The organism is Stenotrophomonas sp. YJH_SMC_6, assembly GCF_059371335.1.
Genome location: NZ_JCAFUM010000001.1, coordinates 311,884 through 325,697, shown reverse-complemented (window position 1 = coordinate 325,697; position 13,814 = coordinate 311,884). Strand labels below are relative to the sequence as shown.

The following is a 13,814-nucleotide window of genomic DNA, read 5'->3' as shown; positions in this document are numbered from 1 at the left end:
CAAGGAAAGTGAAACGCTCATGATCGATCGCAGACGCACGGTGCTGTTCGACATTCCGTCCGACAGCGACCAGTTTTCCGGCGGCGGTCACGCCAGAACCGCACGCGCCCTGGCCAACACGCTTGAACAGCTGCAGGTGCGCTCCGCGACCATCGGAATCGAAGGGCCCTGGGGTTCGGGCAAGTCCACCCTTGTGCAGCTGGCCGCAGCCGAGTTGGACCGGCGTGCCGCAGGCAGGTTCCGGTTCTTCAATTACGACTTGTGGGCCAATCAATCGACAGGCTTCCGCGCCACGTTCACGGAAAGCCTGCTGATCTGGATGCAGGAGCAGGATGAAACGCTCAAGCCCTTCTGCCGCGAACTGGCAGACAACGTCTCCGCCAGGAAAGTACGCACGCATACCAGCAACCGGAAGCTATTCAGTGGTTTTGGCCTGGTCGCCCTGCTGAGCCTGCCGCTGCTGCCGATTGTCTACTCCGGCCTGGAATTGTCGCAGCTGCGTGCCGCAGATCCGTCGCCACTGCACATCTTCTCGTCGATGGCGATTCTGGCCACGGTACTCAGTGCCGGTGCGATCCATGTCAAGCGCGCCTATGCCGATGCACCCGAGGACGTCAGAGGGTTCAGCCACAGAATGACCTATGCCCTGTCCAGCGCGATCCGGCTGTTTGACAAGGATGCCGCCAGCACCGATGTCGAGCAGAAGATCAATGAGCATGATTCCACGCAGCATGGCTTCAGGAAGCTGCTTGCCAACATTTCATCTGAATTCCAGAACGATGATCGCCGGCTGGTCATTGTCCTGGACAATGTGGACCGGCTGCCGCCCTCGCGCATCCCGGCCGCCTGGGCGGACATCCATTCGATCACGGTGGATTCCTTCGAATCGCGCAGTCCATCGACTGGAAATCTGCTGATCGTGATCCCCTATGATCGCGGTCATGTGCTTTCCGCCATGCACGGATCGCGGGGTGGCGGCAGCCACCAAGAGCAGGCGGACCTGCTGCGAAAGACCTTTGATGTGTCGTTCGTGGTTTCAGCGCCGGTCCTGTCCGATGCTTCGGAGTTCTTTTCCTGCCAGCTCCGCAAGGCGCTGCCGGAAGGCACCAATGCACTCGCGTGCGACCAGGTCTACCGGATGTTCGCCGCTGCCGATCCTGACCAAGCGCAGACGCCACGACGGATCATCTCGTTCATCAACGACCTGACCTCGATCACCGACCAGTGGTGGGAGGAAATTCCGCTGCAGACCGCTGCATTGTTCGTCGCCACCCGCCACTCGCCAAGGCTGCTCGAGACGATGCACGGGCGCCCGGAGGGCCTGGAGCCGGCGCTGGTCAAACTGGCCGACGATGAGCATCTGCAGGAGCACCTGGCCGCCCTGTGGTTCAACGTTCCGGTCGCCCACGCAACGCAGATCCTGCTGCCCGACCTGATCCTGGCCGCCTTGTCCGCCCCCGGCGATGATGCGCAGCGCCTGCTGGAGCTGAGCTCACGATCCGGGTTCTCTCATCACCTTGAAATGACGGTGAGGACCTTGGGCCTTCGCCCGATTCGCGCGAGCGATTTTTCCAGCATCGCCTCGAGAATCTCCCGGCTGGATGCCGGCAACAGGGATGTGCAGGCATCACTGGCACTGCTGGTGAAGTTCATCCCGAGTGTGTCCGATGTGGATGCCGGACATCTCACCACGCTGCAGGGTACATTCGATTTGCTGCGCATCTGCAGCAGGGAACTGGCGACGTCGCTGGGACGTGGGCTGGCCGCCCTGGTAAGCGAGGCGGGCGTGAACTCCAAGTATGGTGGCATCGGCATCGGCCGCGCCTGGGCCGAGTTCATCAATGCCCTGCTGGACCGGGTGTCAGAGGCATTCGATGCGGACCTGGCAAAAGCCGTTCTCGTCGAGATCCGGCTACCCTCCAATGCGGAGATGTTTGCCGGCATTGCCTGCAGCACGCGGGAAACACTGCTTCTGGACAACCTGGTCCGCATGCATCCCAAGCCGGAGGGGGGCCGGCTGGAGATGGCACTGCTCAAGGTCGCTGACTACAGCGTCGGGGATCTTGGCCTGGCCTGGGAAGTACTGTCGACGCAGCTCGAAGCGGATGCAGCCGCCCGCATCTTCCAACGGGGTAGCCACCGGGTGCTGGATGACATCAAAGCCGAGGCCACGCTGCCCCTGCACCACAGCCTGTTTGTACTCAACAACTTGTTCGAAAACACCGATCGCGGGGAGCTGGCCCAGTCGGCGCGTACCCAGCTCTGCAGCCACCACCTCCTGCTTTCCGCCTGGAGCAAACTGGATCCGGCGTCCGAGGAATTCCGTCTGCTGACCACAGAGTATCTGTGGATGCTGATCGATCCGCTGGACGATGCTGTGAAGCCAGCGGCCAAGGCGAGCATCGACGCCGCGTCGCTCGAGTTGCTCGAATTGCTCGAATCGCCGCGAACACGATTGATCAGGCTGCTGGACGGCCAGGACGTCCCGTCGGCCATTCTTGATGACCTGGTCTCCATGGCAGAAAGCATGGAACGGATCGAGCTGTGGCGGAAGGCGATTTCAACGGACTCAACGCTGCAGGCCGCTGGCCTGCTGCGCGGCGTTGTCGCTCATTTCGATCAGTCCCGCACTGACTGAACAGCCGCTGCGGCATTCCGGCAACGCTCGCCAGGCTGCCGTCCGCCGTCAAGCAGCCGGTCTCGCCATTAGCGAGGCCGGACCGCATCACAACGCGTCGATATCGCCCAGTGCACGGATCAACCGCCGTGCGCGCTTGTCCGGCTTGTGCTCCGGCGGCTGGAAACCATCGCGCGCCGCGATGCGCAACGCGCGCTGTTCGGCACGGCGCGCCTTCGAGGCCTCACTCTCAGCATACAACTGCTGCGCCGTCGGCGCCGGCCCGCGCTGGTCGCTCAGGCCCAGCACCTGGATCTCGAAATGCTCTTCGCCGCGGTCGACCTGCAGCTGCTCACCGACGCGCACTGCGCGTGAGGATTTCGGGCGCTGCCCGGCGACGCTGACCTTGCCGGTCTCGATGGCCTGCTTGGCCAGGCTGCGGGTCTTGAAGAAACGGGCCGCCCACAGCCAGATGTCCAGGCGGACACTGGGCGACAGCGGGGAAAGCTCGGTCATCGGCAGGGACTACTCCGTTCGCTTGTTCAGGGGACGCGGGTTGTCGGGGTCGGTGCGGCAGCCACTGCCCCCGATCAGGGTGGGAACGCCGGCGGAAAGATCCTGGCGCTGGCTGCCGACCAGGCACTCGGGGCGGTCGGTTGGCCGCACCTGGGTATCGCCCAGCCGGTCACCTGTCGAACATGCGGCCAGCGCGGCGCCGATCAAGGCCAGCGCCAGGCTTCGCTTCACCTGCAGTCGTTGATGCATTGCCACATCCTGCAAACCGGCTTGGTGCTAGTGTGCGCCTCCCGGGATTCGATCACCACTCCATGGCCAAAGCGCCGCTTGACCTGACCTCCGGCCCGATCGGCCGCAATCTCCTGTTGTTTTCCCTGCCGATCCTGGCCGGCAACATCGCGCAGTCGCTGAACGGTTCGGTGAATGCGGTCTGGGTCGGGCGCTTCCTCGGCGAGGCGGCACTGACCGCCACCGCGAACGCCAACAACATCATGTTCTTCCTGATCGGCTCGGTGTTCGGCTTCGGCATGGCCTCGACCATCCTGATCGGCCAAGCGATCGGCGCGCGCGACATCGCGCAGGCGCGGCGCGTGGTGGGTACCAGCGCCACCTTCTTCATCGGCCTGTCGGTGATCATCGCCATCGCCGGCTGGTTCATGGCCCATCCGCTGCTGGCGGCGATGGGCACGCCGGCCGCCTCGCTGCCATTGGCCGAGGCCTACCTGCAGATCATCTTCCTGGCGATGCCGACGCTGTATGCGTTCGCCTTCCTCACCGCCGCGCTGCGCGGTGCCGGTGACTCGCGCACACCGTTCCGTTTCCTGATGGTGTCGGTGGCACTGGACATCGTGCTGAACCCGGTTCTGATCTTCGGCATGGGGCCGTTCCCCGCGCTGGGCATCGCCGGCTCGGCCTGGGCCACGCTCGTCGCGCAGACGCTGTCGCTGGCCGGCCTGCTGCTGTACATGCGGCACAAGCGCCACACGTTGTGGCTGGGCCGCGCCGACATGCGCCTGTTCAAGCTCGACCTGACCATCCTGAAAGCGCTGGTGCTCAAGGGCGTGCCGATGGGCCTGCAGATGGTGCTGATCTCGCTGTCGGTGATCCTGCTGATGACCATGGTCAACCAGTACGGCACCGACACCGCCGCCGGTTACGGCGCTTCCCTGCAGCTGTGGAACTACCTGCAGATGCCGGCGATGGCGATCGGCGCGGCGTGCTCTTCGATGGCGGCGCAGAACGTCGGTGCACAGCGCTGGGACCGCGTACGCGGCACCGCACGCCAGGGCGTGCTGTTCAATTTCCTGCTGACCGGCGCGCTGATCCTGCCGCTGGTCCTGTTCGATCGCCAGCTGCTGGCCCTGTTCCTGCCGCCGGCCAGCCAGGCGCTGGACATTGCCCGTCACCTCAACCACGTGGTGATCGGCTCGTTCCTGTTCTTCGGCGTCAGCTTCGTGATCTCCGGCGTGGTGCGCTCCACCGGCGCGGTGATCCCGCCGCTGCTGATCCTGGCTGGTTCGCTGTGGGGCGTGCGCGTGCCGTTCGCCGAGCTGCTGCAGCCGTATTGGGGCGCCGATGCGATCTGGTGGAGTTTCCCGGTCAGCTCGCTGGTTTCGATGCTGCTGTCGCTGGCGTACTACCGCTGGGGCGGCTGGCGCAAGGCGAAGATGATCAGCAAGCCCTCGCACGCCGAGGAACTGGCCACGCCCTCGGAAATTCCGGCCTGCCCGCCGTCGCCGGTGGCCGACCCGGATGCCGCACCGCTGCGGTAGTGCCGGCCGCGGGCCGGCAACCTCATGGGCCAGTGAACGCCACGGTAGTGCCGGCCGCTGGCCGGCAACCTCACACCTCTCCAGCAGCATCGCGGCACAGCCGGCCAGCGGCCGGCTCTACCGCTTCTTCTTCGCCGCGTTGAACATGGCCGCCGCGCGCATCAGCGCCTTGAACGCGGCGGCATCCGGCATCGCGCCTTCATGGATATCGATCGCGCGCGCGTGTTGCCCTCCAGACTGGCGTTGAACAGGCCCTTCGGATCGGCCAGCGCCGCGCCATTGGCAAACGTCAGCTTCACCGCCTGCTTGTAGGTCTCGCCGGTGCACAGGATGCCGTTGTGCTCCCACACCGGTGTACCCCGCCATTTCCAGGTTTCCTGCACGTCGGGCAGCGCCTCTTGGATCAACGCACGCACGCGTGCCAGCGCTTCGCCACGCCAGTCGCCCAGTTCGGCGATGCGCGCATCGATCAGTTCGGCGGCCGGGGTTCCGGCATCAGCCGGGTTGGGTGCATGCGTGGCCATCAGCGGCTCTCGTCGGCAAGGAGATCAGAACGGTGGGCTTACATGTGTTCGCCGGGCAATGCCGCGGCCTGGCGCACCCAGTCAAGAAACCGGGCTTCATCCAGTACGCCATCCTGTGCAATGTGCAGGTAGCGCGTATCGGCACTCCTGGACGGCTCCGGCGGCACCGGTTTCAGCGCAGCGCCGCGGAAGAACGCCACCTTGATATAGCGGGTGAAGCAATGGAAGCTGAGAAACCAGCCTTCGCCCGCGGCCACCGCATACATCGGCGAGTTCCACTTCACCGCCTTGTGCACCCCGGGTACGGCCTGTTCGACCAGCGCATCCAGCCGTGCGCCGATCGGCCGCTTCCAGTCCGGCATCGCCGCGATATAGGCCTGTACCGTGGCATCGCCCTCGCCCTTGGCGATCTGCGGATTACCGCCTGACAACAGCTTGTGCGCAGCGGAAGGTGCGGTTCGCTTGGCAGGCATCGCACGGCACGTCCATCGGGATGATGCCGGCAGCCTACCGCGGCCTGTGCCGGGCGGTCACGGCGCAGTGCGCCATCGGCTCAGTCCGCCTGCCCCGCGCGGAACTGGCGCCACTCCGGCAGCTTGCGGTGCCGGCGCAGCGCGCGCATCAGCGCCGCCATCACCATGCCGAACAGCGCTCCGGCCAACAGCCCGGCCACCAGCAGCAGCGCCAGCGGACGCTCACTGCCCTGCCACAGCATCAGCCACATCAGCGCGGTCCAGAACAGCCCGAACAACAGGCCCTGCACCAGCGCATTGGTACCGAAGCCGACCAGGATCGGCGGTGGCAGTGCGATGCCCATGCGCCACAGCAGGCGATGCAGCAACGGCGCCGACTGCACACGCGCCAATCCCTTGCCGTCGAGGAAGCGCAACGCCGACTGGATCACGGCGGGATAGCGCGGGTTGATGTCGTTCATCACCTGATCGTGGCCGATGCGCTGCCGAAAACGCAAACGGCCACCCGAAGGTGGCCGTCGCGGCAACAACCGAAGTTGTTTATCAGGCCTTTTCGGCCAGACGGGCAGCCTTGGCGGCAGCAGCGGCAGCCAGGTCTTCCTTGATGCGGGCAGCCTTGCCTTCCAGGCCACGCAGGTAGTACAGCTTGCCGGCGCGGACCTTGCCACGACGCTTCACTTCGACCGAGTCGATGATGGCGCTGTGGGTCTGGAACACGCGCTCGACGCCGTAGCCGTGCGAGATCTTGCGCACGGTGAACGAGGAGTTCAGGCCGGCGTTCTTGGTGGCGATGACGACGCCTTCGTAGGCCTGCACGCGCTCGCGGCTGCCTTCCTTCACCTTCACGTTGACGACAACGGTGTCGCCCTGGCTGAACTTCGGCAGTTCACGGGTGATCTGGGCGGATTCGAATTCCGCAACGATGGACTTGTTCAGCTTGCTCATGGGTTACACCGATTCTTGTTCGGGTGGGCGTGTCATGTAGACAACGTGGGCTCATGCAGTCACCGGACTGTGCTGCACGTTTGTTGTGGGTACTGCGCGCGCCGGCCTAGGCTGGCGGTAATTGGCCATGATAGCCGATAAAGCCGGCCCTGCGCTAGGGGTCGGCCTTCTGTTTCTGGGCCTGACGGCCCTGTTCCAGCAGCGTGCGGTCGGCCTTGCCCAGCGCCTGTTCATCCAGCAGGTCCGGGCGCCGCTGGGCGGTACGGACCAGCGACTGCTGGCGGCGCCACGCGGCGATGGCCGCATGGTTGCCTGAGCGCAGCACGTCCGGCACGTCGCCCAGAGGGTGCTGGGCCGGCTGGCTGTAGTGCGGACAGTCGAGCAGGCCCAGATCACCTTCGAAGCTGTCCTGGGCCGCTGATTCAGCGTCATTCAGGGCCCCGTCCTGCAGGCGGGCCACGGCGTCGATGATGACCGCGGCACCCAGCTCGCCACCCGACAGCACGTAGTCGCCGAGGGAGATTTCCTCGTCGACATTGGCTTCCAGGAAACGCTCGTCGATGCCCTCGTAGCGGCCACAGAGCAGGACCATGCGCGGCAATGCCGCCAGTTCCCGCACCTTGGCCTGGGTCAACGGCGCCCCCTGCGGGCTGAGGTAGATCACCCGCGCCGGGGTCGGATCAGCATCGCGGATCGCCTGCAGGCAGGCCTGCAACGGCTCGATCAGCATCACCATGCCCGGGCCGCCACCGAACGGACGGTCGTCCACCCGGCGGTAGTTGCCTTCGGCGTAATCACGGGGATTCCAGCCATGCAGGCTGAACAATCCCTTCTCCTGCGCGCGCCCGACCACGCCCAGTCCAGCGGACTGGGCGAGGAACTCGGGGAACAGGGTGATGACGTCGAAACGCATGCTCACACTCAGAACTCGGGATCCCAGTCGACCACGACCAGGTTGGCCTCGAAATCGACCGACTTGACGAAGTCCGGCTGCACGAACGGAATCATCCGCTCGCGGTCACCCCGGACCACCACCACGTCGTTGGCGCCGGTGCTGAACAAGTGCGAGACCTGGCCCAGGGCAACGCCCTCGGTGGTCTTCACGTCCAGGCCTTCCAGGTCCACCCAGTAATACTCATCGGGCTTCGGCGGTGGCAGGGCACTGCGGGCCACGTAGATCTCGGTGCCGCGCATCGCTTCGACGGTATCGCGGTCCTCGACGCCGGGGAAACGGGCGACCAGGTGCTTGCCACTGTCGCGGCCACGCACACCTTCAATTGTGGTTTCCACGCCGGACGGGCTGCGCACGATCCACGGCTGGTAACGGAAAATGGCGGAACGTGGCTCGGTCCAGGACTCGAGCTTGATCTCGCCGCGCACACCAAAAGCGCCGACAACCCTGCCCAGCAGGATGCGGCGCTCGATATCTTTCATCTGCTTCAACCAAGAGGGCCACGCCGAAGCGTGGCCCGTCAGGATCAGGCCGCAGCGGCCTGGGACTTGGTCGCTTCCTTGATCAGGTTGCGGACCTTGTCGGTCGGCTGGGCGCCGTTCTTGACCCAATGGTCAACGCGGGCCAGGTCCAGCTCGATGCGCTTCTCGCCGCCTTGGGCGACCGGGTTGTAGAAACCAACGCGCTCGATGTTGCGGCCGTCGCGCGCGCTGCGCACGTCGGTGACGATGATGTGGTAGAACGGACGCTTCTTGGCGCCGCCGCGGGTCAGTCGAATCTTGACCATGGTGTTTTTCCTATTGCCCAGTCGCCAGGATGGCGAGGTAAGCGGGCGATTATAGCGGCAGAGCCCGGCCGAGCCAACCCCGGGCTGTATCCATCTTCACGGTAGCGCAGTGCTATGCCTCGCCACTTTCGTTCAGCTAAGTGATCAACCTCCGACCGCCCCTCCAAGATTCCCGGGGCGATAGCGTCAGAGCGCTCCAGCTACCGGCGCCCGATGCATGTCCAGCACATCTACCTCGTGCCGCTGCAGCAGGTCGTCAAATGCATCGCCGCCAATCCGCTCGACAAGTTGCCGCTCGGATTCGTGGATGGCGATGCACTGCAGCCAGTTGATGGCCACCGGCGGGAACTGCAGCCCCGGGAACCTGGCGTCATTCCAGAAGAAGGGCGGCACCAGATAGACGTGCGGCATCCGGGTCGACGGGAAGTAGTCCCGCAGGATGTCGGGAATCACGCTACCGGGCTGCACCGCCGCACGATCGCGCAGGATCGCGAAAGCCGTCGAGGCGACGACGTTGTCCCAGTGCAGCGCGTCCTGTTCTGCGCACGCACACAGCTCGACGCGCGTTTCCAGTTCGTGCCCCTCCGCATGACGTAACACAGAATCCGATAGGCCGATGGACGAGATGGACTTCAGCCCTGCTTCCGGAGAGCTGAACGTCGTGAGGATATCGACCGAACGTAGGCGATGATCATCGTGAAAGGTCTGGACCTTGGGCCGCCCCTCAGCGCCCATGACCTTGATTGCGTGCATCGCTACCGCGCGATGCTGCTCGGTGACCGTACCCATATCTGATTGGAACTCCTGAGTGTTGTTCGCTGCGGACGCATCCGCCGGGCATGGCCCCGGCGCTACCGACTGCAACGCTTCAAGGTAGCGTCCGGCCATGCCCAGCGATCGCCAACTACGCGCCTCGTTCAGGAAAGCGGCTGCCAAGCCACAGCCGCCAGCACCGCCCTGCCCTGTTCAGCCAGCGCCTGCGAGCTTGGCAGGAGATGCCCGTCGATGGCCTCCAGCGCCCACAGGCCGCTGGCGTTGCAGGCAAAAGCGGCCTTCACACTGCCCAGTTCAGCCAGCGCCAACGGCCGCGTCAACTGCGCATCGGGCCAATGCCGCTTCAGCAGCGCTTCGGCCGTACCGCGCAGGGCCGGCGCCTGCGGCCAGAGCAGCCGTTCACCATCGTGCACGGCCAGGTTCCAGGTGCTGCCTTCACTCACGTCGCCATCAGCGGTCACGAACAGCACATCGTCGAATCCTTCGGCCATCGCCGCGCGGCGCTCGGCGAACAGGCCAAACGTGCCCACGTGCTTGATCTGCGGCATTTCGCGCTGCCAGACCACGCTGCGCACACGCTTGGGCGCGATCAGGGCCACCGGCGCTGATACTGCCACCAGCACGTCCACCGGCACCGCCGCCAGCGGGTTGCGGAAATCGAACCGGCGCGAGTACACCGTCACCCGCAGCGAGGCATCGGCCAGGCCGGCCTGCTGCAGGGCCTGTGCCATCCAGGTCTGTACCTGCACCGTATCCAGCTCGCTGCCGAACAGTGCACGCGTGGCCTGTGACAGCCGCGCCAGATGCAGGTCCAGTCCCTGCACCGCGTGGTCGCGCACCTGCAGCGAGGTGAAATGGCCGTAGTTGACCAGCGCCGGCAGCAGATCCTCGACCTGTGCCGGCAGACCGTTGCAGGTCACCGTCATCGCAGCAGCGCCTGCGCCTGGCTCCACATGCCACGCAGCACGTCGGCGGCCGGCTGTGCCGGCGCCATCCACGCCGACTGCCCGGCCCAGGCCTGCATCGCCGCCAGGCGGTTTTCCTGCGCGGCCTGCTTGCGCATCGGCGCGGTCAGCCCGCGCTGCACCGGGTACGGGCGTGGCGCCGGGGCGCCTTCTGCGGCAGCGGCGCGCACATAGGCGGTCGCCAGGCCGCGGCCCAGGCGGCCGCTGAAGGCGCGGGTCGGCCAGGTGTCTTCCGGTTCGCTGGCGGCCAGCCCATCGGCCCATGCCGAGGCGATCGCTGCTTCGGGCGTGCGCAGGAACGCGGTGCCGATCTGCACCGCGCTGGCCCCCAACGTGAGCGCGGCGGCGATACCGCGGCCATCGGCGATACCGCCGGCGGCAATCACCGGGATCTGCAGGTGATCGGCCAGGCGCGGCAGCAGCGCGAACAGGCCGACCAGCTGGCGCTCGGCCATCGCCGGATCGAACGCACCGCGATGGCCGCCCGCTTCCATGCCCTGCGCCACCACCGCATCGGCACCGGCGTCCTGTGCTGCACGCGCTTCGGACAAGGTGGTCGCGCAGGCGATCCAGGCAATGCCGGCATCCTTCAACTGCTGCACGTGGCGCGGCAGCAACACGCCCATGATGGTCGAGGCCACCGCCGGGCGTGCGGCCAGCAGTGCGGCGAACTGTTCTTCGAAGTCGGCGGGCGTGGCATCGGCGGCGCTGGCCGGCACGTCCGGGCCCCACTGCGCCAGGAAGGCGCGGCTGGCAGCCTCGGCGGCAACGTCACGGGTCGGCACCGGATCCGGCACCCACAGGTTCACCTGCGCCGGGCCGGTCGAAGCGGCGCGGAAATCGTCCATCCAGCGACCGATATCGGCCGAAGAGGACAACACCGCGCCCATCGCGCCCATGCTGCCGGCATTGGCCAGCGCAGCCGACAGCGGCACCGGGCAGGCACCGGCCATCGGTGCCAGCAGGATCGGAAGCTGCAATGAAAAACGCCGACAGAAGGTGTCGGCGCGTTCAAGAATCGGCGATGCATTCACGCGACATACCTGTTGGAGAAGTCGCCATCCAGCATACGCCAGTCATTGTGACCGGGGCCGCGTCGCAATGCGCGCCGGCCCCGTCGCTGCATCAACGGAACGGCATGCCGCGGCCGCCCATGGCGCCCATCATGCCCTTCATGCTGCGCAGCATGCCCTTCATGCCGCCGCCGGCCATCTTGCTCATCATCTTTTCCATCTGCATGTACTGCTTCATCAGCTTGTTGACGTCAGCCGGCGTCACGCCCGAGCCCTTGGCGATGCGCGCGCGGCGCGAGCCGTTCAGCAGGTTCGGGTTGCGCCGTTCCTTCTTGGTCATCGAGCTGATGATGGCGATCATGCGCGGCACTTCCTTGCCCTGGCTGACCTGCTGCTTCAGATGGTCGGGGATGTTGCCCAGGCCCGGCAGCTTGTCCATCAGGCCGCCGATGCCGCCCATGTTCTGCATCTGCTCGAGCTGGTCACGCATGTCGTTCAGGTCGAACTTCTTGCCCTTGGCGACCTTCTCGGCCAGCTTGGCCGCCTTGTCCTTGTCGACCTGCTGCTCGACCTGCTCGACCAGCGACAGCACGTCGCCCATGTCGAGGATGCGGCTGGCGATACGGTCCGGGTGGAACACGTCCAGGCCTTCCGGCTTTTCGCTGACGCCGACGAACTTGATCGGCTTGCCGGTGATGTAGCGCACGCTCAGTGCGGCACCGCCACGGGCGTCACCGTCGGTCTTGGTCAGCACCACGCCGGTCAGCGGCAGGGCATCGCCGAAGGCCTTGGCGGTGTTGGCCGCGTCCTGGCCGGTCATGGCGTCGACCACGAACAGGGTTTCGGCCGGGTTCACCGCAGCGTGCAGGGCCTTGATCTCGGCCATCATCGCTTCGTCGATGGCCAGGCGGCCGGCGGTATCGACCAGCAGCACGTCGACGAACGACTTGCGCGCGTCGTCGATGGCGGCACGGACGATGGCTTCCGGCTTCTGGTCGGCACTGGACGGGAAGAACAGCACGCCGACCTGCTCGGCCAGGGTCTTCAGCTGTTCGATCGCGGCCGGACGGTAGACGTCGGCCGAAACCACCATCACCTTCTTCTTGCGCTTTTCCTTCAGGTGCTTGGCCAGCTTGCCCACCGTGGTGGTCTTGCCGGCGCCCTGCAGGCCCGCCATCAGGATGATGGCCGGCGCGGGCACATTGAGGTTCAGGTCGCTGGCTTCGGCGCCCATCACCGCGGTCAGCTCGTCGCGCACGACCTTGATCAGCGCCTGGCCCGGGGTCAGCGACTTCAGCACTTCCTGGCCGACCGCTCGTACCTTGATGCGCTCGATCAGGGCCTGCACCACCGGCAGCGCAACGTCGGCTTCGAGCAGCGCGATGCGCACTTCGCGGGTCGCCTCGCGGATGTTCTCCTCGGTCAGGCGGCCACGGCCACGCAGGCGCTCGATGGTGCCGGAAAGGCGCTGGGTCAGGGACTCGAACATGCGGCGCAACCTGTCTGAAAGCGGGGGACAATAAGGCAGACAGTATAACGGGTCCGCTCCCCTCCCCGGGCTGCGACCACGGGGCCGTCGCCACCACCGCAGGGGTATGCGAAACTGCAACGATGTTAATCGTTCTCATCGCCGCCCTGCTCTACCTGGCCGCCAGCGCCCTGCTGGTGCGTGCGCTTGGCCGCGATGAAAGCACCGGCTCCCCCGCCTGGCTGTGGCCCGCCCTGCCGGCGATGCTGCTGCACGGCGGCTACCACGTGATGGTGGCGATGCGCACCAACGGCGGGCCGGACATGCACTTCTTCGCCGCGCTGTCGCTGGTCGGCCTGGGCATGGCCTGGCTGACCTCGCTGGTCGGCGCACGCGGGCGGATGTCGGCGCTGGGCGTGGTGGTGTTCCCGCTGGCTGCCGTGCTGCTGCTGGCCTACCACGGCTACGGCCACGAACCGAGCAAAGTGCTGGGCTGGCGTCTGGCCAGCCACGCCTGGCTGGCGCTGCTGGCCTACGCCACGCTGAGCATCGCCGCGCTGCTGGCAATCATGCTGTGGCTGCAGGAACGCGCACTGCGTCGCCGCGAGTTCCGGCCGTGGCTGCGGGCGCTGCCGCCGCTGGCCGACCTGGAATCACTGCTGTTCCGGGTGATCACCGTCGGCTTCGCGCTGCTGACCCTGACCCTGGTCACCGGTGTGCTGTTCGTCGATGACCTGCTGGCACAGAAGCTGGTGCACAAGACCGTGCTGAGCGTGCTGTCGTGGGTCGTGTTCGGCGTGCTGCTGGTCGGCCGCCGCCGCTACGGCTGGCGCGGCATGAAGGCGGTGCACTGGACGCTGGCAGCGATGCTGTTGCTGCTGCTGGCCTTCTTCGGCAGCCAGTTCGTGATCGAGCTGGTGTTCGGGCATACGCGGTAGAGGCGTGCCGACCAACGGTCGGCACCCACCCAACATCACCGGGTAGTGCCGGCCGCTGGCCGGCAACTGG

Annotated in this window: 15 protein-coding genes and 1 pseudogene; 3 read left to right on the top strand and 13 right to left on the bottom strand. The window is 66.1% G+C overall.

Features of this window, described 5'->3' with window-relative positions:
• The first annotated feature begins 19 nt into the window (after window positions 1-19).
• Window positions 20-2,638: a P-loop NTPase fold protein gene (locus tag AC5P9N_RS01600; RefSeq protein WP_043035635.1), complete on the top strand. Its 2,619-nt coding sequence runs from the start codon at window positions 20-22 to the stop codon at window positions 2,636-2,638.
• Window positions 2,639-2,725: 87 nt separating this feature from the next.
• On the opposite strand, the gene AC5P9N_RS01595 is transcribed toward AC5P9N_RS01600, so the two are convergent.
• Both AC5P9N_RS01595 and AC5P9N_RS01590 read right to left on the bottom strand, forming a co-directional pair.
• Window positions 2,726-3,133, bottom strand: a complete 408-nt coding sequence (locus AC5P9N_RS01595) for an RNA-binding S4 domain-containing protein (protein WP_005408603.1) — start codon at window positions 3,131-3,133, stop codon at window positions 2,726-2,728.
• 9 nt (window positions 3,134-3,142) lie between these two features.
• Window positions 3,143-3,382 (bottom strand): hypothetical protein, encoded by a 240-nt coding sequence (locus AC5P9N_RS01590; protein ID WP_099484366.1) that lies wholly within the window; start codon window positions 3,380-3,382, stop codon window positions 3,143-3,145.
• A gap of 62 nt (window positions 3,383-3,444) precedes the next feature.
• Between AC5P9N_RS01590 and AC5P9N_RS01585 the strand changes: the two genes are divergently transcribed.
• The gene (locus AC5P9N_RS01585) at window positions 3,445-4,905 is read left to right on the top strand and encodes an MATE family efflux transporter (protein WP_065183098.1); all 1,461 of its coding nucleotides are present in this window, start codon (window positions 3,445-3,447) and stop codon (window positions 4,903-4,905) included.
• Between the two features lie 117 nt (window positions 4,906-5,022).
• Here AC5P9N_RS01585 and AC5P9N_RS01580 read toward each other — a convergent pair.
• The 11 genes and pseudogenes from AC5P9N_RS01580 to ffh all read right to left on the bottom strand — a co-directional run bounded on the left by AC5P9N_RS01580 (window position 5,023) and on the right by ffh (window position 12,827).
• Window positions 5,023-5,429: pseudogene (locus tag AC5P9N_RS01580) on the bottom strand (DUF1801 domain-containing protein).
• Window positions 5,430-5,467: 38 nt separating this feature from the next.
• Entirely contained in the window at window positions 5,468-5,902 is a 435-nt protein-coding gene (locus AC5P9N_RS01575; RefSeq protein WP_062606757.1) for a DUF1801 domain-containing protein, read from the bottom strand.
• Window positions 5,903-5,982: 80 nt separating this feature from the next.
• Window positions 5,983-6,363 (bottom strand): DUF6404 family protein, encoded by a 381-nt coding sequence (locus tag AC5P9N_RS01570; protein WP_099484365.1) that lies wholly within the window; start codon window positions 6,361-6,363, stop codon window positions 5,983-5,985.
• Window positions 6,364-6,445: 82 nt separating this feature from the next.
• On the bottom strand, window positions 6,446-6,847 hold the full coding sequence (rplS, locus tag AC5P9N_RS01565; RefSeq protein WP_005408597.1) for a 50S ribosomal protein L19: 402 nt from the start codon (window positions 6,845-6,847) through the stop codon (window positions 6,446-6,448).
• A 154-nt stretch (window positions 6,848-7,001) separates the two neighbouring features.
• Complete coding sequence (trmD, locus tag AC5P9N_RS01560) at window positions 7,002-7,760, bottom strand: tRNA (guanosine(37)-N1)-methyltransferase TrmD (protein WP_024956747.1); 759 nt, start codon at window positions 7,758-7,760, stop codon at window positions 7,002-7,004.
• Between the two features lie 8 nt (window positions 7,761-7,768).
• Window positions 7,769-8,281: a ribosome maturation factor RimM gene (rimM, locus tag AC5P9N_RS01555; RefSeq protein ID WP_005408595.1), complete on the bottom strand. Its 513-nt coding sequence runs from the start codon at window positions 8,279-8,281 to the stop codon at window positions 7,769-7,771.
• A gap of 44 nt (window positions 8,282-8,325) precedes the next feature.
• A complete protein-coding gene (gene rpsP / locus AC5P9N_RS01550; RefSeq protein ID WP_005408594.1) occupies window positions 8,326-8,586 on the bottom strand; it encodes a 30S ribosomal protein S16 in 261 nt (86 codons plus the stop codon).
• Between the two features lie 186 nt (window positions 8,587-8,772).
• On the bottom strand, window positions 8,773-9,474 hold the full coding sequence (locus tag AC5P9N_RS01545) for a suppressor of fused domain protein (RefSeq protein WP_229298714.1): 702 nt from the start codon (window positions 9,472-9,474) through the stop codon (window positions 8,773-8,775).
• A gap of 29 nt (window positions 9,475-9,503) precedes the next feature.
• On the bottom strand, window positions 9,504-10,286 hold the full coding sequence (locus AC5P9N_RS01540; RefSeq protein WP_099484363.1) for an aminotransferase class IV family protein: 783 nt from the start codon (window positions 10,284-10,286) through the stop codon (window positions 9,504-9,506).
• On the bottom strand, window positions 10,283-11,359 hold the full coding sequence (locus AC5P9N_RS01535; protein WP_005412650.1) for an NAD(P)H-dependent flavin oxidoreductase: 1,077 nt from the start codon (window positions 11,357-11,359) through the stop codon (window positions 10,283-10,285). Before AC5P9N_RS01535 ends, AC5P9N_RS01540 begins: the two co-directional genes overlap by 4 nt.
• A 91-nt stretch (window positions 11,360-11,450) precedes the next feature.
• The gene (ffh, locus tag AC5P9N_RS01530; RefSeq protein ID WP_005408591.1) at window positions 11,451-12,827 is read right to left on the bottom strand and encodes a signal recognition particle protein; all 1,377 of its coding nucleotides are present in this window, start codon (window positions 12,825-12,827) and stop codon (window positions 11,451-11,453) included.
• A gap of 122 nt (window positions 12,828-12,949) precedes the next feature.
• Here ffh and AC5P9N_RS01525 point away from each other — a divergent pair, with 122 nt between their 5' ends.
• Complete coding sequence (locus AC5P9N_RS01525) at window positions 12,950-13,744, top strand: cytochrome C assembly family protein (RefSeq protein WP_049451940.1); 795 nt, start codon at window positions 12,950-12,952, stop codon at window positions 13,742-13,744.
• Window positions 13,745-13,814 lie beyond the last annotated feature (70 nt).